Origin of the sequence: Cupriavidus sp. OV096 (assembly GCF_900115455.1) — a bacterium.
GTDB lineage: Bacteria > Pseudomonadota > Gammaproteobacteria > Burkholderiales > Burkholderiaceae > Cupriavidus.
On sequence record NZ_FOWM01000002.1, the window covers coordinates 419,356 to 437,782 of the forward strand.

22 protein-coding genes are annotated in these 18,427 nt (G+C 66.8%); 17 read left to right on the forward strand and 5 right to left on the reverse strand.

Features of this window, described 5'->3' with window-relative positions:
* Positions 1 to 48: 48 nt before the first annotated feature.
* Together BM115_RS05920 and gpmA are read right to left on the reverse strand one after the other, a co-directional pair.
* Complete coding sequence (locus tag BM115_RS05920; protein ID WP_092291607.1) at positions 49 to 1,665, reverse strand: S41 family peptidase; 1,617 nt, start codon at positions 1,663 to 1,665, stop codon at positions 49 to 51.
* Between the two features lie 218 nt (positions 1,666 to 1,883).
* Positions 1,884 to 2,630: a 2,3-diphosphoglycerate-dependent phosphoglycerate mutase gene (gene gpmA / locus BM115_RS05925; protein ID WP_092291609.1), complete on the reverse strand. Its 747-nt coding sequence runs from the start codon at positions 2,628 to 2,630 to the stop codon at positions 1,884 to 1,886.
* Between the two features lie 109 nt (positions 2,631 to 2,739).
* On the opposite strand from gpmA, the gene BM115_RS05930 reads away from it, so the two are divergent.
* The 5 genes from BM115_RS05930 to BM115_RS05950 all read left to right on the forward strand — a co-directional run bounded on the left by BM115_RS05930 (position 2,740) and on the right by BM115_RS05950 (position 6,438).
* A complete protein-coding gene (locus tag BM115_RS05930; RefSeq protein ID WP_092291611.1) occupies positions 2,740 to 3,153 on the forward strand; it encodes a rhodanese-like domain-containing protein in 414 nt (137 codons plus the stop codon).
* Between the two features lie 89 nt (positions 3,154 to 3,242).
* Entirely contained in the window at positions 3,243 to 3,500 is a 258-nt protein-coding gene (gene grxC / locus BM115_RS05935) for a glutaredoxin 3 (protein WP_092291613.1), read from the forward strand.
* A 174-nt stretch (positions 3,501 to 3,674) separates the two neighbouring features.
* Positions 3,675 to 4,193, forward strand: a complete 519-nt coding sequence (gene secB, locus BM115_RS05940) for a protein-export chaperone SecB (protein ID WP_092291614.1) — start codon at positions 3,675 to 3,677, stop codon at positions 4,191 to 4,193.
* Between the two features lie 208 nt (positions 4,194 to 4,401).
* On the forward strand, positions 4,402 to 5,430 hold the full coding sequence (locus BM115_RS05945) for an NAD(P)H-dependent glycerol-3-phosphate dehydrogenase (RefSeq protein ID WP_092291616.1): 1,029 nt from the start codon (positions 4,402 to 4,404) through the stop codon (positions 5,428 to 5,430).
* Positions 5,431 to 5,451: 21 nt separating this feature from the next.
* The gene (locus tag BM115_RS05950) at positions 5,452 to 6,438 is read left to right on the forward strand and encodes a Bug family tripartite tricarboxylate transporter substrate binding protein (protein WP_092291618.1); all 987 of its coding nucleotides are present in this window, start codon (positions 5,452 to 5,454) and stop codon (positions 6,436 to 6,438) included.
* Between the two features lie 33 nt (positions 6,439 to 6,471).
* Here BM115_RS05950 and trmL read toward each other — a convergent pair whose 3' ends face one another.
* Together trmL and BM115_RS05960 are read right to left on the reverse strand one after the other, a co-directional pair.
* Positions 6,472 to 6,942: a tRNA (uridine(34)/cytosine(34)/5-carboxymethylaminomethyluridine(34)-2'-O)-methyltransferase TrmL gene (gene trmL, locus BM115_RS05955; RefSeq protein WP_092291620.1), complete on the reverse strand. Its 471-nt coding sequence runs from the start codon at positions 6,940 to 6,942 to the stop codon at positions 6,472 to 6,474.
* A 68-nt stretch (positions 6,943 to 7,010) separates the two neighbouring features.
* Positions 7,011 to 7,799, reverse strand: coding sequence for a ComF family protein (locus tag BM115_RS05960; RefSeq protein ID WP_092292119.1), 789 nt, complete (start codon positions 7,797 to 7,799; stop codon positions 7,011 to 7,013).
* On the opposite strand from BM115_RS05960, the gene BM115_RS05965 reads away from it, so the two are divergent.
* The 8 genes from BM115_RS05965 to BM115_RS05995 all read left to right on the forward strand — a co-directional run bounded on the left by BM115_RS05965 (position 7,788) and on the right by BM115_RS05995 (position 14,490).
* Positions 7,788 to 8,726: a methyltransferase domain-containing protein gene (locus tag BM115_RS05965; protein WP_092292117.1), complete on the forward strand. Its 939-nt coding sequence runs from the start codon at positions 7,788 to 7,790 to the stop codon at positions 8,724 to 8,726. The genes BM115_RS05960 and BM115_RS05965 overlap by 12 nt on opposite strands.
* Before the next feature lie 271 nt (positions 8,727 to 8,997).
* Positions 8,998 to 9,513: a DUF2244 domain-containing protein gene (locus tag BM115_RS05970; protein ID WP_092291622.1), complete on the forward strand. Its 516-nt coding sequence runs from the start codon at positions 8,998 to 9,000 to the stop codon at positions 9,511 to 9,513.
* Between the two features lie 61 nt (positions 9,514 to 9,574).
* The gene (coxB, locus tag BM115_RS05975; RefSeq protein ID WP_092291624.1) at positions 9,575 to 10,855 is read left to right on the forward strand and encodes a cytochrome c oxidase subunit II; all 1,281 of its coding nucleotides are present in this window, start codon (positions 9,575 to 9,577) and stop codon (positions 10,853 to 10,855) included.
* Positions 10,856 to 10,896: 41 nt separating this feature from the next.
* The gene (ctaD, locus tag BM115_RS05980) at positions 10,897 to 12,528 is read left to right on the forward strand and encodes a cytochrome c oxidase subunit I (RefSeq protein WP_092291626.1); all 1,632 of its coding nucleotides are present in this window, start codon (positions 10,897 to 10,899) and stop codon (positions 12,526 to 12,528) included.
* A 12-nt stretch (positions 12,529 to 12,540) separates the two neighbouring features.
* Positions 12,541 to 12,690, forward strand: a complete 150-nt coding sequence (locus BM115_RS27260; protein ID WP_218158021.1) for a cytochrome oxidase small assembly protein — start codon at positions 12,541 to 12,543, stop codon at positions 12,688 to 12,690.
* A gap of 12 nt (positions 12,691 to 12,702) precedes the next feature.
* A complete protein-coding gene (locus BM115_RS05985; RefSeq protein WP_092291628.1) occupies positions 12,703 to 13,299 on the forward strand; it encodes a cytochrome c oxidase assembly protein in 597 nt (198 codons plus the stop codon).
* A gap of 1 nt (position 13,300) precedes the next feature.
* Positions 13,301 to 13,522, forward strand: a complete 222-nt coding sequence (locus tag BM115_RS05990) for a DUF2970 domain-containing protein (protein WP_092291630.1) — start codon at positions 13,301 to 13,303, stop codon at positions 13,520 to 13,522.
* A gap of 107 nt (positions 13,523 to 13,629) precedes the next feature.
* A complete protein-coding gene (locus tag BM115_RS05995) occupies positions 13,630 to 14,490 on the forward strand; it encodes a cytochrome c oxidase subunit 3 (RefSeq protein ID WP_092291632.1) in 861 nt (286 codons plus the stop codon).
* A gap of 100 nt (positions 14,491 to 14,590) precedes the next feature.
* Here the strand turns inward: BM115_RS05995 and BM115_RS06000 are convergent, their stop codons facing one another.
* Positions 14,591 to 14,800, reverse strand: coding sequence for a twin transmembrane helix small protein (locus BM115_RS06000; protein ID WP_092291634.1), 210 nt, complete (start codon positions 14,798 to 14,800; stop codon positions 14,591 to 14,593).
* Between the two features lie 69 nt (positions 14,801 to 14,869).
* Between BM115_RS06000 and BM115_RS06005 the strand changes: the two genes are divergently transcribed.
* Genes BM115_RS06005 through cyoE form a run of 4 tightly spaced genes read left to right on the forward strand, consistent with a single transcriptional unit; the run spans position 14,870 to position 18,355 of the window.
* A complete protein-coding gene (locus tag BM115_RS06005; protein ID WP_092291636.1) occupies positions 14,870 to 15,637 on the forward strand; it encodes an SURF1 family protein in 768 nt (255 codons plus the stop codon).
* A 7-nt stretch (positions 15,638 to 15,644) separates the two neighbouring features.
* Complete coding sequence (locus BM115_RS06010) at positions 15,645 to 16,301, forward strand: SCO family protein (protein ID WP_092291638.1); 657 nt, start codon at positions 15,645 to 15,647, stop codon at positions 16,299 to 16,301.
* A gap of 6 nt (positions 16,302 to 16,307) precedes the next feature.
* Entirely contained in the window at positions 16,308 to 17,420 is a 1,113-nt protein-coding gene (locus BM115_RS06015) for a COX15/CtaA family protein (RefSeq protein WP_092291640.1), read from the forward strand.
* Between the two features lie 8 nt (positions 17,421 to 17,428).
* The gene (cyoE, locus tag BM115_RS06020; protein WP_177219866.1) at positions 17,429 to 18,355 is read left to right on the forward strand and encodes a heme o synthase; all 927 of its coding nucleotides are present in this window, start codon (positions 17,429 to 17,431) and stop codon (positions 18,353 to 18,355) included.
* Positions 18,356 to 18,427 lie beyond the last annotated feature (72 nt).

Consider the following 18,427-nt stretch of genomic DNA (forward strand, 5'->3'; position numbering starts at 1 on the left):
CGTCGCAATCCTCAGGATGCGCCCGGAGCCAAGCCCGAGCGCGCGCCGTCAGCGATTCTTGCCGGTCGGCGTGCCCAGCGGGTCGCCCATCGGCGCGCTGGCGGGCGGCTGGCTGGCTGGCTTCGCTGCCGGCTTGGAGGCGGGCTTCGCCGGGGCCTTGTCGGCGGCCGGCTTGGCCTTGCCCTTGTCCGCATCGGTGTCCGGCTTGCCAGCGGCCTGCGAGGCCTCGAGCCGCGACTTCGAACGCTGCACCGGCTTGCCGTTGAGCTGCGCGATAGCCTGCTGGAGCATGAAGTCGTCGGCCGTGCCGAATTCCACCGGCTTCTTGCGGCGATCCTTCTCGCGCTCTTCCGGCGTCTTCTTGGCGTTTTCTTCCTCGAGGCGGCGCAGTTCGTCCACCCGGCGCTGCTCGCGCGCATTCATTTCCGGCTCTTCCGACTCCTGCTTGTTGTGCAGGTGGCGTTCGGTGTCGATTTCGCGCGTGATCAGCGCGTCGTCCGGATCGCCCTCGGGGTTCTGGTCGACCGGGATGTCCGGGCGGATGCCCTTGGCCTGGATCGACTTGCCCGTCGGCGTGTAGTAGTACGCGATGGTCAGCTTGATGCCGGTGTCATTGGTCAGCGGCCGCACGGTCTGCACCGAACCCTTGCCGAACGTGGTCTTGCCCATCAGCGTGGCGCGATGGTGATCCTGGAGCGCGCCGGCCACGATTTCCGATGCCGAGGCCGAGTAGGCGTTCGTCAGCACGATCATCGGAATCTTCTTGAACAGCGGCGGCAGGTCCTTGAGTGGATCGTCCTCGAGCGACGAGAGGCGGTAGTTGTTGAAGGTAGCCTTGTAGACGCGCTTGGCGTCCGGCACCTGGCCGTTGGTGGAGACCACGGTGGCATCGTCGGGCAGGAACGCCGCGGCCACGCCGACCGCGCCCTGCAGCACGCCGCCGCCGTTGTTGCGCAGGTCCAGGATCACGCCCTTGAGGCCCGGGTTCTTCTCGGCCATCTCGCGCAGGCGGCGGCCCAGGTCGGACACCGTGCGCTCCTGGAAGCTCGTCAGGCGGATCCAGCCGATGGTGTTGTTGTCCAGCATCTTGGTCTTGACCGACTGCACGCGGATCTCCGCGCGCGTGATCGAGACCGGGAACGTGCGTTCCTCGCTCTTGCGGTAGATCGTCAGCGTGACCTTGGTGCCGGGCTCGCCGCGCATGCGCTTGACCGCCTGCTCCAGCGGGAGGCCGCGCACGGGCTTGTCGTCGATGCGGGTGATCAGGTCGCCCGGCTGGATGCCGGCGCGGAAGGCGGGGGTGTCCTCGATCGGGTTGATGACCTTGACCAGGCCTTCTTCCTGCGAGATCTCGATGCCCAGGCCGGCGAAGCGGCCGCGCGTGCCTTCCTGCAGTTCCTTGAAGTCCTTCTCGTCCAGGTAGGCCGAGTGCGGGTCGAGGCTGGCGACCATGCCCTTGATGGCTTCGGTCAGCAGCTTCTTGTCATCCACCGGCTCCACGTACTCACGCTTGATCTGGCCGAAGATGTCGGACATCAGCCGGAGCTGGTCGAGCGGCAGGGGCCCGGACGAGTTCTGGGCCGTCGCCGAGATCTGCAACGTCGCGAGCACGCCGGCAACGACGCCGACCGAGACTAGGCTAATGTTCTTGAGCGTCTTACGCATGTGGGGCAGCCTGAACAGTATGAGGATTGGCTAGGGGGCGATCCGGGTGCCCGGCCTTAAGGCCGGCGGCGCCGGATTTGTCCGACAGTATAAGAGGGTGCGCAGAAAAAGGCCTGCGGGGGCTTGCGCGCCGGGTGGGCGCGGTCACACATGGCCGCGGGCAAGCTGCCCGCGCCTACCCGGTCCAGACCGGGGCGGGCGCGGGCTGCGGCCTGTCGTCAGCGGGCCTTGCCCTGGTTGGCCACGGCCGCCAGCGAGGCAGCCAGGGCTTCCTGGTCGCCCAGGTAGTAATGGCGCAGCGGGCGCAGGTTGGCGTCCAGTTCATAGACGAGCGGGATGCCATTGGGAATGTTGAGGCCGACGATGTCGTCATCCGAAATCTGATCGAGGTACTTCACCAGCGCGCGGATGCTGTTGCCATGGGCGGCAATCACCACGCGCTTGCCCGATTGGATGTCCGGAGCGATCGATTCGTTCCACAGCGGCATCACGCGGGCCACCGTGTCCTTGAGGCACTCGGTCAGCGGCACCTGGTCGCGCGGCACGTTGGCGTAACGCGGGTCGTTGAACGCGGCGCGTTCATCGTCCGGCTGCAGCGCGGGCGGCGGGGTGTCGTAGCTGCGGCGCCAAACCAGCACCTGGTCGTCGCCGTACTTGGCGGCAGTCTCGGCCTTGTTCAGGCCCGACAGCGCGCCGTAGTGGCGTTCGTTCAGGCGCCATTCGTTGCGCACCGGAATCCACATTTCGTCCATTTCGTCCTGCACGTACCAGAGCGTGCGGATGGCGCGCTTGAGGACCGAGGTGTAGGCGATGTCGAAGCCATAGCCCGCTTCCTTGAGCAGCTTGCCGGCCTGCTTGGCCTGGGCGGCGCCGGTGTCGGTGAGGTCGACATCGACCCAGCCGGTGAAGCGGTTTTCGAGATTCCACGTGGATTCGCCGTGGCGGATGAGAACGAGCTTGTACATGCTGCTTCCAGGGTAGTAAGTGACCTGCGGCGCTCGCCCGCAAATAATGACGGGGGCGCGAAACCGCGTATTTTATAATGCCGCCGACCCAACCCAACGGAATGCCATTGTGAATTTCTTCGCCGATTACAACAACCTGGCCCTGATCGCCATCGCCGTGGTCTCCGGCGGCCTGCTGGCGTGGCCCCAGATCAAGAGCGGTACGGGCGGCAAGCGCCTCAATACGGCGGCCGCCACGCAGATGATCAACCGGCGCAACGCGGTGGTCGTGGACATCCGCGACGCCGCCGAATTCGCCAAGGGCCACATGCCGCAAGCGAAGAGTGCGCCACTTGCCGACCTGCCGTCGCGCGCCAGCGGCCTGGCCCGCGACAAATCCGTCCCCATCATCGTGATCTGCCAGACCGGCCAGCGCTCGGGCAAGGCCCAAGCAGCGTTGAAGGAAGCCGGGTACAGTGAGGTCTACGCGCTCGAAGGCGGCATGACAGCCTGGCAACAGGCCGGCCTGCCGGTCGTCAAGTAAGCGCGACAGCCCCATTTACAGCAGCGAAGCGGCGCGGTTCCGCCCGGGGCGGACCGCGCCGCCGCATTTTGAAGACAAGGAGATTCCGCATGGCCCGCGTCGTCATGTACAGCACGGTGGTGTGCCCCTATTGCCAGATGGCCGAACGGCTGCTGAAGCAACGGGGCGTCGAAGCGGTCGAAAAGATCCTGATCGACCGCGAACCGGGAAAGCGCGAGGAAATGATGTCGCGCACCGGCCGCCGCACCGTGCCACAGATCTATATCGACGAGACCCATGTGGGTGGCTTCGACGACCTCTCCGCGCTGGACCGCCAGGGCGGCCTGGTGCCGCTGCTGGCCGCCTGACCTGCCGGGTCTCCGGTAGCCCGCCGCCCATCGGATATCTGAGACGATTCTGATTCGGCGGCGAGCGGGTGAAATCGCCATCGGCGTCATGTACCATATGCGCTTTCCAGCCGGGCCCCGCGCCCGGCAGAGACCAAAAATCGATTCCAAACCGATTCAACCGGGAAGCCTTTCATGAGCGACGAGCAACAAGCCACCCAGCAGGACGATCAGCCCTTCTTCAACATCCAGCGCGTGTACCTGAAGGACATGTCGCTGGAGCAGCCGAACTCGCCGGCCATCTTCCTCGAGTCGGAAGCGCCGGCCGTGGAAGTGCAGGTCAACGTGGCCGCCGCGCAACTGCAGGAAGGCATTTTCGAAGTCGTGGTGACCGGCACGGTGACCACCAAGGTGCAGGACAAGGTAGCGTTCCTGGTGGAAGCCCATCAGGCCGGCATCTTCGACATCCGCAACGTGCCGGTGGAGCAGCTGGACCCACTGCTGGGCATCGCCTGCCCGACCATCCTGTACCCGTACCTGCGCGGCAACGTGGCCGACGTGATCACGCGTGCCGGCTTCCAGGCGATTCACCTGTCGGAAATCAACTTCCAGGCACTGTACGAGCAACGCCTGCAGCAGGCCATGGAAGAAGCTGGCCAGCAGGGCGGCGAGTCGGGCATCGTGATGCCCGACGGCAGCCAGGCGCGCCACTGAGGCACCGGCAAAACGATTCTGGCGTCGTTGCGCGGCCTTGCCGTACCACTTGTACTGTCTGCGGCCGCGCGCCTAGCCAGAACCGCTTCGCTTCGTTTTGCCGGCGCCTCAGGGTGCCAGGCAGAACGGGCGACTTAAAACGGGGCTTCGGCCCCGTTTTGATTTCCCCCGCCATACTGACGTTATCCGCCATTCCGCCAGAATCGCCATGAAACTGACCTTCCTCGGCGCCGGGGCCTGGGGCACTGCCCTGGCCAGCCACGCGGCCACCGTGCACGATGTGGTGCTCTGGGGCCGCGATGCCGCGCAACTGGCCGATATCGCGCAAACCTGCATGAACGCGGCCTACCTGCCCGGGGTGGCGTTATCCCCCCGACTGGCCTGCGAAGCCGATTTCGATGCCGCCGTGGATCATGCGCTGGCTGACCCGGACGGGCTCCTGGTGGTGGCCACGCCGGTTTCCGGCCTGCGCGAGATGACGCGCCGGCTGGCCGCGCGCCATGCCGGACGGCCTGCGCCGCTGGCCATGCTCTGGCTCTGCAAGGGCTTCGAGGCCGACACCCACGCCATGCCGCACCAGATGGTGCGCGAGGAACTCGATGCGCTCGGCGTGACGCCGGGCCAGATCGAATATGGCGTGCTGACCGGGCCCAGCTTCGCCAAGGAAGTGGCTCAGGGGCTGCCGTGCGCGCTGACCGTGGCGGGCACGTCCCATGCGCTGGCGGACCGCGCGCAGGTGGCGTTCCATCACCATGCCATGCGGATCTATGGCAGCGATGACCTGATCGGCGTGGAGGTGGGCGGCGCGGTCAAGAACGTGCTGGCGATTGCCACCGGCGCCAGCGATGGTCTGGGCCTGGGCCTCAACGCGCGCGCGGCGCTGGTCACGCGCGGGCTGGCCGAGATGACCCGGTTCGGGCTGGCGCTCGGCGGCCGCGTGGAAACCTTCATGGGCCTCGCCGGGATGGGCGACCTGATCCTGACCGCCACCGGCGACCTCTCGCGCAACCGCAAGGTCGGACAGCAATTGGCGGGCGGCAAGACGCTCGAACAGGTGCTCGCCGACCTCGGCCACGTGGCCGAGGGGGTGCGCTGCGCCCAGGCGGTGGCGGCGCTGGCCGCCCGGCATGGCGTGGAGATGCCGATCACGCGCGCGGTCTGCGCGGTGCTGTTCGAGGGCCTGTCCGCTGCCGACGCCGTGGCGCAACTGCTCCAGCGCGACGCGCGGGACGAATAACCGCAAATCCCCCAAGATTAGATGCCTAGCCGCCGCCAAGCCCTCGGGGCGATGATCGCCACGCTTTCCACGCTGTGCCTGGGCGCCGCGCCGGCGCTGGCGGAGACGTGGCCGTCGCGCCCCATCCGCATGATCGTGCCGTTCCCGGCGGGCTCCTCGCCAGACCTGATCGCCCGGATCGTCACCGAGAAGCTGGCCGTGGCGCTGGGCCAGCCGGTGGTGGTGGAGAACCGGCCCGGTGCAGGCGGAAATATCGGCACCGGCATGGTCGCCAAGGCCGTGCCGGACGGCAATACGCTGCTGTTTACGATCAACGGCCCGCTTGTCACGGCGCCGGCGCTCTACCGCCATCTTGGTTATGACCCGGTGCGCCAACTGGCGCCGGTGACGCTGGTGGCCACCTCGCCGAATGTGCTGGTGGTCGATGCGCGGCTGCCGGTGCACACGCTGGCCGACTTCGTCGCGCTGGCCAAGGCCCGGCCGGGCGCGCTGAACTATGGGTCGGTGGGCAACGGGAGTGCGGCGCACCTGGCCATGGAGCAGCTCAAGGCCATGGCTGGCATCGACCTCCAGCACGTGCCGTATCAGGGGTTTCCGCAGATCACCACCGCCATCGTCGGTGGGCAGGTGCAGGCCGGTTTCATGGTGCCCGCGATTGCCATGCCGATGGTGACGGCCGGCAAGCTGCGCCTGCTCGCCGTGACCTCCACGGGGCGTACCGGACTGCTGCCGCAGGTGCCGACCGTGGCGGAATCGGGCTATCCGGGCTTCGAGGCCATCTCGTGGCAGGCCGTGCTGGCGCCAGCCGGGACGCCGGCGCCGGTGATCGACCGCCTTTACCGGGAACTCGTGACGATCATCGGCAGCGCCGACGTGCGCGAGAAGATGCGCGCCCAGTATTTCGTGCCGGCTGGTACCGCGCCGGCCTCGCTGCGCCAGACCATGGCCACCGAGACGGCCCGCTGGGCCAAGGTGATCCGCGCGGCGGGCGTGCAGCCCGAGGGCTAGGCGTCGCCCAGGCCGTCAGGCGCTCCTCTCCTGTCAGGCGCCGCCGGCGAAGCCGTTCTGGCGCCAGGCCTCGAACACCACCACGGCCACGGTATTGGAGAGATTCAGGCTGCGGTTGTCCGGCCGCATCGGCAGCCGGATGCGCTGCGTGGCCGGGAACCACTCGCGCCGCTCGGGCGCCAGGCCGCGGGTCTCCGATCCGAACACGAACCAGTCCCCGGGACGGAAACTGACTTGCCCGAACGGCGTGGAGCCGTGCGTGGTCAGGGCGAACATACGGGCCGGATCAGGCTGCTCGGCCGCCATCAGGGCGTTCCAGCTCTCGTGCACGCGCATCGTCGCGAATTCGTGATAGTCCAGGCCCGCGCGGCGCATGCGGGCGTCCTCGAGCGGAAATCCGAGCGGCTTGACGAGGTGCAGCTGCGCCCCCGTGTTGGCGCACAGGCGGATCACATTGCCGGTATTCGGCGGAATTTCGGGCTCGACGAGGACGACGTTGAACATGGTGCGATGGCTGGAAAATCGGCCCCGAGCTTACCGCGGCAGGGGGTGGCTGTCATCCCGTCGCATTTTTACGGGGTGCGCAGCGCGGGCAGGGCGGTGACGCGCCGGGCGCCATGGGCCTTGAGGACGGCGGCAGCGGCGCGCAGCGTGGCGCCGGTGGTCATCACATCATCGACCACGGCGATGTGGCGGCCGTCGAGGCACATGGGGCGGGCCAGTGCGAAGGCATCGCGCAGATTGGCCTGGCGGGCGGGCAGGTCCAGCATGAGCTGGGTGGCGGTGTCGCGCCGGCGGGTGAGCAGGGTCGCATCGGCGCGCACGCCGAGCCGCCGGGCCAGCGGGCGGGCAATCTCCCACGCCTGGTTGAAACCGCGCGCGGCCAGCCGTTGCGGCGCAAGCGGCACGGGGACGATGAGATCGGGAAGATTGGGAAGATCGGGCAGGGCGCGCAGGCTTTCGGCAAGCTGCGCGGCGATCCAGCCGGCGACGGGCAGCGCGGCGCCGAACTTGAGCCGCAGGATCAGGCGATCGAGTGGCTCGGCGTAGTCGGCCAGCGTCACGGTGGCGTCGATTGGGTCCTCGGGCACGCAGGACTGACAATGGCCCCCGCCCGGACTGGCACAGCGCGGGCAGCGGGGCCGCGCCGCCAACAGGGATCCGGCGCAGGCGGCGCAGACCACATCGCGCTGCACATCGCCGCAAATCGCACAGGCGGAGGGGAGCAAGGACGGGAGCAGGGACGGCAGCAGCCCAGCGAGGCAGCGCCCGGCAGCCCCGGCGGCGCGCGCGTATACTTGCGATCCTCGCGGTCCCGTCCGACCGCTCCCCACTGGTTCCGATTGTCCGTGTCCTTGCATGCCGCTGATTCTCCCGATGCCTGGTTGCCGCCCGCGCGGCTGACCCGGCTTGCCTTCGACCGCCGCAGCGCCGCCTTCGGCAAGCTGGATTTCCTGCTCGGCGAGATCGGCCGGCGCATGCAGGAGCGCATGGAGGTGATCCGGCTCGCGCCACGGCGCGCGCTCGATATCGGCTGCGGCCATGGCCAGGGCCTGGCGGGTTTGCGCGCGCGGTTTCCCGATGCGCAGATCGCCGGCCTCGATATTTCCGGCGCGATGCTGCACGAAGCCGGCCAGCGCGATCCGCAGCGCCGCCCGGGGTGGATCGGCCGCATGCTCGGCAAGCGTCCGATGTTCGACCTGGTGCAGGGCGATCTTGCCACACTGCCGTTTGATGGCGCCAGCTTTGATCTGCTCTGGTCCAACCTCGCGCTCCACTGGCATCCCGAGCCGCACCGCGTGTTCCCCGAGTGGCATCGTGTGACGGCCGACGAGGGGCTGGTGCTGTTCTCGCTGTTCGGCCCGGACACGCTGCGCGAGCTGCGCACGGCGTTCGGCGAGGTCGACCTCGATGCGCACACGCTCCGTTTCGTCGACATGCATGACATTGGCGACATGCTGGTCCACAGCGGCTGGTCCACGCCCGTGATGGACATGGAGACGCTGACCATCACCTACGAGTTCCCCGAGACGCTGCTGCGCGAGGTGCAGTCCTTCGGCGGCTTCCGGCGCCCCGGCCCGGCCGGGCTGCGCGGGCGCCGCTGGCATCGCGCCGTGCTGGACGCGCTGGAGCGCCAGCGCAACAGCGATGGGGTGATCCCGCTGACCTTCGAGATTGTCTACGGCCATGCGTGGAAACTGGCGCCGCGTGGCCGGCAGGCCACCGACGATCAGGGCCGCGCGGTGGTGCCGATCGACAAGATCGGACGGGCTTCGCCACGCCGCTGACACACCGTGCGGACGGTCGCCCGGACCGTCGCGCAACATTGCGCACACACCGATTGTGTTGACTATCGGGGCTGTTGCAGCCATGCACAAAAACTTGAACTAGGCAAGCCCTCCGGTCAAATCCTCCCTTGTTCGAGTATGCGAAGCGCCATATAATGCGCCAGTTTGTCGCAGTGGTCCCCTGGCACAAGAACGCCCCCGGAATGCACTCCGCACGTGCCCGGGCGCGCCATTCGTCCCGGGTGTGCATCCGATGCAAAGTGGTTGGGCGATGCAAGACTTGGGTATCGCATTCCAGACGGCAGGAGTTGACTCCGGCGGTAATCACGACGGACGTCCCCCCTTGCCGAGCAACGACTGGCTGATGAAGCGGAATTGCTCGCTCTCCCCACGCCAGGTCGGCTGGTTCTACTTCTCCATCGTATGTATTTCCACTGCCATCGCGGTGTTCCTTGCCGCGTGGCATGGGGCCTGGCTCGTGCTGCCTTTCGCGGGGCTCGAGCTGCTCGGGCTGGGGATTGCCCTGCTGGCGTACGCACGCCATGCGACGGATTATGAACGCGTGAGTGTGACCGACGGTATGCTGGTCGTGGAGACAGCCAGCGCCAGTCGGGTCACGCGTGAGGTATTCAACCCGCGATGGGTGCGGGTGGAACTGGGTGAATCGTTCCGGGCGCTCGTGGTTCTGCGGTCGGACAAGCGCGTCGTGCGGGTGGGGTGTCATCTGGACCCGATACGGCGGCGCAAGTTCGCGCAGGAACTCGCGGCAGTCCTGCATTGCTTCTGAGAGGAAGGGAGGCAGGGCACGGCGGGGACAGATTTGAATCTGTAAATTGGGTAGATAAACAATGAAAATGTGGAAGAAGGCATCCGCAGCATGTCTGGCAGGTGCGTCCCTGCTTGCCAGCCAGGCGGCCTCCGCGGTCAGTGATATGCCAGGCGGCCCGGCCGTCCGACAGCTGAACCTGACCGAACCCGTTACAAAGATCGCCGAACAGATTCACTGGCTGAACTGGATGATGCTCATCATCTGCACGGTGATTTTCATCGCCGTGTTCGGCGTGATGTTCTATTCCATCTTCACGCACCGCAAGAGCCGTGGTGCCAAGTCGGCCGCGTTCCACGAAAGCATTACCGTGGAAGTGGTGTGGACCATCGTCCCGTTCCTGATCGTGATCGCAATGGCGCTTCCCGCCACCAAGACCGTGGTCGCGATGAAGGACACCACCAATTCCGACATCACCATCAAGGCCACCGGCTACCAGTGGAAGTGGGGTTACGACTACCTGAAGGGACAGGGCGAAGGCATCTCGTTCGTCTCCACCCTGACCACGCCGCGCGAGCAGATCAACAACGAGCAGCCGAAGTCGAACACCTACCTGATGGAGGTGGACAACGAGCTGGTGGTGCCGGTCAACAAGAAGATCCGCATCGTCACGACGGCCAACGACGTGATCCACGCGTGGATGATCCCGGCCTTCGGCGTGAAGCAGGATGCGATTCCCGGCTTCGTGCGCGACACCTGGTTCCGCGCCGAGAAGATCGGCGTCTACCGTGGCCAGTGCGCCGAGCTGTGCGGCAAGGAACACGCGTTCATGCCGATCGTCGTGCGCGTGGTCTCGGACGCCGACTACACCAAGTGGGTCGACGAGAAGAAGAAGGCGCTGGCCGCAGCGGCGGACGATCCCAACAAGACCTGGACGCTCGATGAGATGAAGGTGCGTGGGGAGAAGGTCTACGCGTCGAACTGCGCGGTCTGCCACCAGCCGAACGGCAAGGGCGCCGGCGCGTTCCCGGCGCTGGACGGCTCCAAGGTAGTGAACGGTCCGAAGGCCGGCCAGATGCACATCCTGCTGGAAGGACGCGGCGGCATGCCGTCCTGGAAGCAGCTGTCCGACACGGAACTGGCCGCGGCCATGACCTACACCCGGAATGCGTGGGGCAACCGGACTGGCGAGGTAATCCAGCCGGCCGACTTCGTGAACGCCCGCGCGGGCAAGTTCCCCGAAGGCGGTGGCGCACCGACGGCGGGTACCGCCGAGGCGGCGCCGAAGGCCAAGGCCGATCCGGCCCCGGCCACCTCCCCCGACAAGCAGGCCAGCCTCGCGGGCAACCGCGTCGCAGGCTGACCCGCAGCCGCACCGCATACAGGAATTCAGGAGTCAACGCGATGAGTACCGCTACCCCGGAGACGCTGGGTCATCCGCACGACCACGCCCATGATCATGGACATGGCCACGGCCATGACGATCATGCGCACGATCACCCCCATGGCTGGCGCCGCTGGCTGTTCGCCACCAACCACAAGGACATCGGTACGCTGTACCTGCTGTTCTCGTTCACGATGCTGCTGTCCGGCGGCGTGCTGGCACTGCTGATCCGCCTGGAGCTGTTCGAGCCGGGCCTGCAGTTCTTCCGCCCCGAGCTGTTCAACCAGTTCACCACGATGCACGGCCTGATCATGGTGTTCGGCGCGATCATGCCGGCGTTCGTCGGCTTCGCGAACTGGATGATTCCGCTCCAGATCGGCGCCTCGGACATGGCCTTCGCGCGGATGAACAACTTCAGCTTCTGGCTGATGCCCCCGGCGGCGCTGCTGCTGGCCGGCTCGTTCTTCGCCCCGGGCGGCGCCACCGCCGCCGGCTGGACGCTCTACGCGCCGCTCTCGGTGCAGATGGGCCCCGGCATGGACATGGCCATCTTCGCCATGCACATCATGGGCGCCTCGTCGATCATGGGCTCGATCAACATCATCGTCACCATCCTCAACATGCGCGCGCCCGGCATGACGCTGATGAAGATGCCGATGTTCTGCTGGACCTGGCTGATCACCGCCTACTTGCTGATCGCCGTGATGCCGGTGCTGGCTGGCGCCATCACCATGGTGCTGACCGACCGCCACTTCGGCACGAGCTTCTTCTCGGCCGCCGGCGGTGGTGACCCAGTGATGTACCAGCACATCTTCTGGTTCTTCGGCCACCCCGAGGTGTACATCATGATCCTGCCCGCGTTCGGGATCATCTCGCACGTGGTGCCGGCGTTCGCGCGCAAGCGCCTGTTCGGCTACAGCTCGATGGTGTACGCCACGGCGTCCATCGCCATCCTGTCGTTCATCGTCTGGGCGCACCACATGTTCACCACCGGCATGCCGGTGACCGGCCAGCTGTTCTTCATGTACGCGACGATGCTGATCGCGGTGCCGACGGCCGTGAAGATCTTCAACTGGATCGCCACGATGTGGCGCGGCTCGATGACCTTCGAGACGCCGATGCTGTTCGCCATCGGCTTCATCTTCGTGTTCACGATCGGCGGCTTCACCGGCCTGATCCCGGCCGTGGCCCCGATCGACATCCAGATTCAGGACACCTACTTCATCGTGGCGCACTTCCACTATGTGCTGGTGGCCGGTTCGCTGTTCGCGCTGTTCGCCGGCTTCTACTACTGGGGGCCGAAGTGGAGCGGGTTCATGTACAACGAGACGCGCGGCCAGATCCACTTCTGGGGCTCGCTGATCTTCTTCAACGTGACCTTCTTCCCGATGCACTTCCTGGGCCTGGCCGGCATGCCGCGTCGCTACGCGGACTACGCGGTCCAGTTCACGGACTTCAACGCGGTTGCGTCGATCGGCGCGCTGGGCTTCGGCCTGATGCAGGTGTATTTCTTCTTCTTCGTGGTGCTGCCGTCCTACCGGGGCGGCCAGGCTGCCGGCGACAAGCCGTGGGATGGCGCCGAGGGCCTGGAATGGACCGTGCCGTCGCCGGCGCCGTTCCACACCTTCGAAGAGCCGCCACAGGTGCGCTGAGTGATTGACGCCATGAAGCCGGAAACCCCGTCGCGCACGGACAGCCAGGGCCGCCAGGCCACCCAACGAGCCGCCAACCGGCGGCTGGGCCTGATCCTGCTGTCCATCGTGGTGGTGTTCTTCCTGGGATTCTTCGCCAAGATGGTGTTCCTTGGCGGTTGAGCGGAGATAGACGTGGACGCGCAGCAGAAGGCGGAAGACCGGGCAATCGAGCGACGCTTCAACCGCGGCATGCTGCTGCGGCTGCTGGTGGTGGTGGGCCTGATGTTCAGCTTCGGCTATGCGCTGGTGCCGCTGTACAAGAAGATCTGCGAGGTCACCGGCATCAACGTGGTGACCACGCGCGATCTGTACGGCGGATCGCTGAAGAAGAACACCCAGGTGGACAAGAGCCGCACGATCACGGTGGAGTTCGACTCCAACGCGCGCGGGCCGTTCGCGTTCCGCCCGGTGAAGTCCTCGATGGAAGTGCATCCGGGCGAGCTGACGACCATCGTCTACGAAGTGGCCAACGGGCAGTCGCGCGATATTTCCGCGCAGGCCATCCCGAGCTACGCGCCCAAGCAGGCCACCGAGTACTTCAAGAAGGTGGAGTGCTTCTGCTTCAAGCAGCAGACGCTCAAGGCCAGCGAGGCGCGCGAGATGCCGGTGGTGTTCGTGATCGATCCGAACCTGCCCAAGGATGTGAAGACGATCACGCTGTCGTACACCTTCTTCGAGATCGGCACGCCGGTGGCGCAGACGGCGGCGCCGGCGGGGCAGGGAAGCTGAGATGGGTGTGACGCCAGAGCCGCAGGATCCGCTTCAGCGCAAGGCGTCGTTCGCGCAGACGGTGCGCGCGGTGCTGTGGTCGTTCATCGGCCTGCGCAAGGGGTCGGAGCACGAGACCGACATGGCGCGGCTGAACCCGGTGCACGTGATCATCGCCGGCCTGATTGCCGCGGCGCTGTTCGTGGCGATTTTGATCGGCATCGTGAAGACCGTGGTGGGATGAAGCTGTCCCCGAAAAAATAAGAGAAGTACGAGCACACCACCGGCAGGGAGGTCGGCCGGCGGTGCGGAACTACAACGAATCAGAGACACTGAGCTGGAGATAGAAGAATGAGTGCGAATCGCGCAAATGCTCCGTACTACTTCGTACCGGGCCCGTCGCGCCACCCCATCACGGCGGCCTTCGGCCTGCTGATGACCGGCGCCGGCGCCGCGGGTTGGGTCAACGGCCAGTCGTGGGCCCCGTTCCTGTGCGGCTTCGGCCTGCTGTGGTTCCTGTTCGTGCTCAAGAGCTGGTTCGGCGACGCCATCCGCGAGTCGGAAGGCGGCCTGTACGGCAAGAACATCGACGTCTCGTTCCGCTGGTCGATGGGCTGGTTCATCTTCTCCGAGGTGATGTTCTTCGCGGCCTTCTTCGGCGCGTTGTTCTACGCCCGCACCATCGCCATGCCGTGGCTGGGCGACCTGAACAACAAGATCATCTGGCCGGACTTCGCGGCCGTGTGGCCCAACCTCGGCCCGGCGGGCACGGTGGAGAGCTTCCAGACCATGGGTCCGTGGCCGATCCCCACGATCAACACGGCGCTGCTGCTGACCTCCGGCGTCACGCTGACCTGGGCGCACCACGCGCTGCTGGCCGGCAAGCGCAGCCAGCTGATCCAGGGCCTGGTGCTGACCATCCTGCTCGGCGCGCTCTTCATGTGCCTGCAGGTCTACGAGTACATGCACGCCTACTCGGAACTGAACCTGAAGCTGACCTCCGGGGTCTATGGTTCGACGTTCTTCCTGCTGACCGGCTTCCACGGCTTCCACGTGACCATGGGCGCGATCATGCTGGCGGTGGTGCTGGGCCGCGTGCTGCGCGGACACTTTACGCCGCAGCACCACTTCGCGTTCGAAGGCGCCGCCTGGTATTGGCACTTCGTTGACGTGGTCTGGCTCGGCCTCTACGTGGTGGTGTACTGGCTGTAAGGGCAGGAACGGGCCGCTGCGGCGGTCCTGCGGTACAAGACGAAGCGCCGCGGAGGACGATCCTCGCGCGGCGCTTTTTGTTTTGGGGACTGGCATCCGCTCAGGGCGACATATGGATGCCGGTGCTGTGGATCCATCCCATCCAGTTGGCGAACAGGATGAACAGGAACAGCGCCACCGAGAAGCCGACGCGCAGCATCAACGAGCGCATCATGTTGGGGGTGCGGCCACGGTCGCGCATCATGAAGAACAGCGCGGAGGCCAGGCTGCCGATGATCAGAATGAAGGCGACGATGATGACGAAGCGCATGCTGGAGCGAAGGGAGGCCGCGGGTCACGAAAGTGGCCATTATGGCACCGTGGCCTCGCGAGGCCATTCGTGACGACCCGCAATCGGGGGAGCCTGTGGCGCTCGCCGGGGGCGGTGCCGCTGGTGGCGGCACTGACCGTGGTCGTCGTGACCTGCGCGCTCGGCAACTGGCAATTGCGCCGGGCCCACGAGAAGGTGGACCGCGCCGCGCGGCTGGCCGCGCTGGCGGCGCAGGCGCCGGTGGACCTGAACACGGCCCGCATCGACGCCACGCAGGTGGTCGACCGCCGCGTACGCGCCCGGGGCCGCTTCGACGCCGCCCGCACCGTGTTGCTGGACAACCGCCCGCACGGCAACGGCTCGGACGGCCGCGCCGGCTTCCTGGTGCTGACGCCGCTGAAGCTGGCCGATGGCGGCGCCAGCGTGCTGGTGCTGCGCGGATGGCTGCCGCGCGACGCCCAGGACCGCACGCGGATCGCCCCGTTCCCCACGCCCGATGGCGACGTCACGCTGGACGGCACGGCGGTGGCCACGGCGCCGCGCGTCTACGGCCTCGGGCAAGACGCGTCGGCCGAAGCAGGGCAGAAGATCCGCCAGAATGTAGACTTGGCGGCGTTCGCCCGGGAAACCGGGGCGCCGCTACTGCCGTTGGTGATGCAGCAGGCCACCGATACCGGCGATGGCCTCGCGCGCGACTGGGCGGCCGCCGACCTCGGCGCGGACCGCCACTATGGCTACGCCGCCCAGTGGTTCGGCCTGGCCGCGCTGACCGTGGTGCTGGTGGCCGTGCTGGGCTGGCGCCGTGCGCGCCGGGACACCGCCCTGCCGAACCGATAACCGAACGATGAACGTACAGACGAACTCCATGCCATCGCAAGACCCCACGGCCACGCCGGACTCCCGCATCGATGCGCGCACGCGCCGTGGCCGCCTGCAGATGCTGATGCTGCTGCTGGTCTGCGCGTCGCCGGTCATCTTCTCGTATTTCACCTATTACGTGGTCAAGCCGAGCGGCGCCAGCACCAACTACGGCACGCTGGTCGACCCGCTGCGCCCGATGCCGCCGCTCAACGTGACCGACGAGCGCGGCGAGGCCGTGCCGCTGTCGTCCTTCCGGGGCAAGTGGCTGATGGTGATGACCGCCGCGTCCGCCTGCGACGAAGCGTGTGCCAAGCGGCTGTTCACGATGCGCCAGATCCGCGCGGGGCAGGGCCAGGACCGCGAGCGCATTACCCCGGTCTGGCTGATTTCCGATACGGGCACCGTGGACGAACGGCTGTCCAGCGCCTACAACGAACCCTATGCGGGCGTGCGCTTCCTGCGCATGGACGGCGCCGCGCTGCGCCAGTGGCTGCCGGCCGAACCGGGCGCCAGGGCTGAAGACACCGTGTACCTGATCGACCCGCTCGGCAACCTGATGCTGCGCTGGCCGAAGGAACCCGACCCGAAACAGATCAGCAGCGACCTGAAGAAGCTGCTCAAATTTTCCCGAATTGGCTGATTTGCGATGCTGCTCCAACTCGCCATCATTGGCATCCTGATTGCCCTGCTGCCGCTCTCGTACGTGCTGGTGCGGGGCAGCCGCGACAAGTATCGCAAGCTGGTCTGGGTCACCGCCTTCCTCACGCTGGACCTGATCATGTTCGGCAGCTTCACCCGACTGACCGATTCCGGCCTCGGCTGCCCGGACTGGCCCGGCTGCTACGGCCACTCGAACCCGCACGCGGCCATGGAGCCGATCCGCGCCGCCGAGACCGCGCTGCCGAGCGGCCCGGTCACGCTGGCCAAGGCGTGGATCGAGATGATCCATCGCTATTTCGCCATGGCGGTGGGTGTGCTGATCATCTCGTTGATGGTGCTGGCGTGGGTCAAGCGGCGCGAGCTGAAGCAGTCGCCGTGGTTCGCCACGGGGGTGTTCGTGCTGGTCTGCGTGCAGGGCTTGTTCGGCGCGCTCACCGTGACGATGAAGCTCCAGCCGATCATCGTGGTGACCCACCTGCTGCTGGCGATGGCGCTGCTGTCGTCGCTGATCGTGCTCGGCTCCCGCAATGACCCGCCGCACCCGGTGGCGCCGCAGGCGGCCTCGCTGCGCTGGGCGGCGTGGGTGGCGCTGGGCTTGCTGGTGATCCAGATCTTCCTCGGCGGCTGGGTCAGCACCAACTACGCGGTGCTGGCCTGCACCGATTTCCCGCTCTGCAACGGCCAGCTGGTGCCCGAGATGGACTTCCGCCACGGCTTCACGCTCTGGCGCCAGCTCGGCATGACGGCCGATGGCGATTACATCCCGCACGCGGCGCTGGTGGCCATCCACTGGGTGCATCGCGGCTTTGCCTTCGTGGTGCTCGGCTTCCTGGCCTGGTTCGGCCTGCGCGCGCGCCGGATGGAGGGCCTGACGCGCCACGCCACATGGCTGCTGGCCGTGCTGGCGCTGCAACTGGCCACCGGCATGTCCAATATCGTGTTCGACTGGCCGCTTGGCGCGGCGGTGGCGCACAACGGCGGCGCGGCCCTGTTGCTGATGCTGTTGCTCCGTCTCCACTACAATATCGGCCTCGCGACCCTCGCGACACGTTATGCCGGCGCCGCTGCTCAATCCGCCTCAGCCGCGCGCGCCACATGAAGGACAAGATGCCCCCCGTGGTCTCCGCTACCCAACCTCATTCCTCCGTGGGCCGAATTCGGCACCTGGCTCGCCAATATGCCGCGCTGACCAAGCCGCGCGTCACGCAACTGGCCGTGTTCTGTGCCGTCATCGGCATGTTCCTGTCGACGCCCGGCATGGTGCCCTGGTCGGTGCTGCTCGGCGGTGCCGCTGGCATCTGGCTGCTGGCCGGTGCCGCGTTCGCCATCAACTGCCTGGTCGAGCAGAAAGTCGATGCGCTGATGCGCCGCACCGCGTGGCGGCCTTCCGCCACCGGTGAGATCTCCAGCGCGCAGACGCTGGTGTTCTCGGCCATCCTCGGCGGCGCCGGCATGTGGCTGCTGCACGTGTTCGCCAATGACCTGACGATGTGGCTGACCTTCGCCACCTTCCTCGGCTACGCCGTGGTCTACACGATCCTGCTCAAGCCGGCCACGCCGCAGAACATCGTCATCGGCGGGCTGTCGGGCGCCATGCCGCCTGCGCTGGGCTGGGCCGCCGTGGCCGGCACGGTGCCGGCCGAGGCGTGGTTCCTGGTGCTGATCATCTTCACCTGGACCCCGCCGCACTTCTGGGCGCTGGCCCTGTATCGCCGCGCCGACTACGCCAAGTCCGGCCTGCCGATGCTGCCGATCACCCATGGCGAAAAGTACACGCTGCTCCACATTTTGCTGTACACCCTGGTGATGATCGCCGCCACGCTGCTGCCGTTCGTCTACGGCATGAGCGGCTATATCTACCTCGCCGCCGCGCTGGGCCTGGGGCTGGTGTTCCTCGGCTACGCCTGGAAGCTGTTCCGCAACTACTCGGACGCGCTAGCGCAACGCACCTTCCGCTATTCGATCCTGTACCTCTCGCTGCTGTTCGCGGCGTTGCTGGTGGATCACTACTTCAAGTTCGTGCCGCAGGTCTGATGGCCCGCCTGCGGCATCTTGCCGCGCCCGGAGGCCAGCGCCGATGTGATCGGCGATACTTCCGGGCACCTC

Bases quoted from the DNA above. Each gene is read 5' to 3' on its own strand.
- BM115_RS06000 (WP_092291634.1), bottom strand. From the start codon at position 14,800: ATGCGCTTCGTCATCATCGTCGCCTTCATTCTGATCATCGGCAGCCTG.
- BM115_RS05990 (WP_092291630.1), top strand. From the start codon at position 13,301: ATGGGTGTGACGCCAGAGCCGCAGGATCCGCTTCAGCGCAAGGCGTCG.
- BM115_RS05945 (WP_092291616.1), top strand. From the start codon at position 4,402: ATGAAACTGACCTTCCTCGGCGCCGGGGCCTGGGGCACTGCCCTGGCC.
- cyoE (WP_177219866.1), top strand. From the start codon at position 17,429: ATGCCCCCCGTGGTCTCCGCTACCCAACCTCATTCCTCCGTGGGCCGA.
- grxC (WP_092291613.1), top strand. From the start codon at position 3,243: ATGGCCCGCGTCGTCATGTACAGCACGGTGGTGTGCCCCTATTGCCAG.
- trmL (WP_092291620.1), bottom strand. From the start codon at position 6,942: ATGTTCAACGTCGTCCTCGTCGAGCCCGAAATTCCGCCGAATACCGGC.
- secB (WP_092291614.1), top strand. From the start codon at position 3,675: ATGAGCGACGAGCAACAAGCCACCCAGCAGGACGATCAGCCCTTCTTC.
- BM115_RS06010 (WP_092291638.1), top strand. From the start codon at position 15,645: ATGAACGTACAGACGAACTCCATGCCATCGCAAGACCCCACGGCCACG.
- BM115_RS06015 (WP_092291640.1), top strand. From the start codon at position 16,308: ATGCTGCTCCAACTCGCCATCATTGGCATCCTGATTGCCCTGCTGCCG.
- BM115_RS05960 (WP_092292119.1), bottom strand. From the start codon at position 7,799: ATGCAAGGACACGGACAATCGGAACCAGTGGGGAGCGGTCGGACGGGA.
- BM115_RS27260 (WP_218158021.1), top strand. From the start codon at position 12,541: ATGAAGCCGGAAACCCCGTCGCGCACGGACAGCCAGGGCCGCCAGGCC.
- ctaD (WP_092291626.1), top strand. From the start codon at position 10,897: ATGAGTACCGCTACCCCGGAGACGCTGGGTCATCCGCACGACCACGCC.
- BM115_RS05920 (WP_092291607.1), bottom strand. From the start codon at position 1,665: ATGCGTAAGACGCTCAAGAACATTAGCCTAGTCTCGGTCGGCGTCGTT.
- BM115_RS05950 (WP_092291618.1), top strand. From the start codon at position 5,452: ATGCCTAGCCGCCGCCAAGCCCTCGGGGCGATGATCGCCACGCTTTCC.
- gpmA (WP_092291609.1), bottom strand. From the start codon at position 2,630: ATGTACAAGCTCGTTCTCATCCGCCACGGCGAATCCACGTGGAATCTC.
- BM115_RS05970 (WP_092291622.1), top strand. From the start codon at position 8,998: ATGCAAGACTTGGGTATCGCATTCCAGACGGCAGGAGTTGACTCCGGC.
- BM115_RS05995 (WP_092291632.1), top strand. From the start codon at position 13,630: ATGAGTGCGAATCGCGCAAATGCTCCGTACTACTTCGTACCGGGCCCG.
- coxB (WP_092291624.1), top strand. From the start codon at position 9,575: ATGAAAATGTGGAAGAAGGCATCCGCAGCATGTCTGGCAGGTGCGTCC.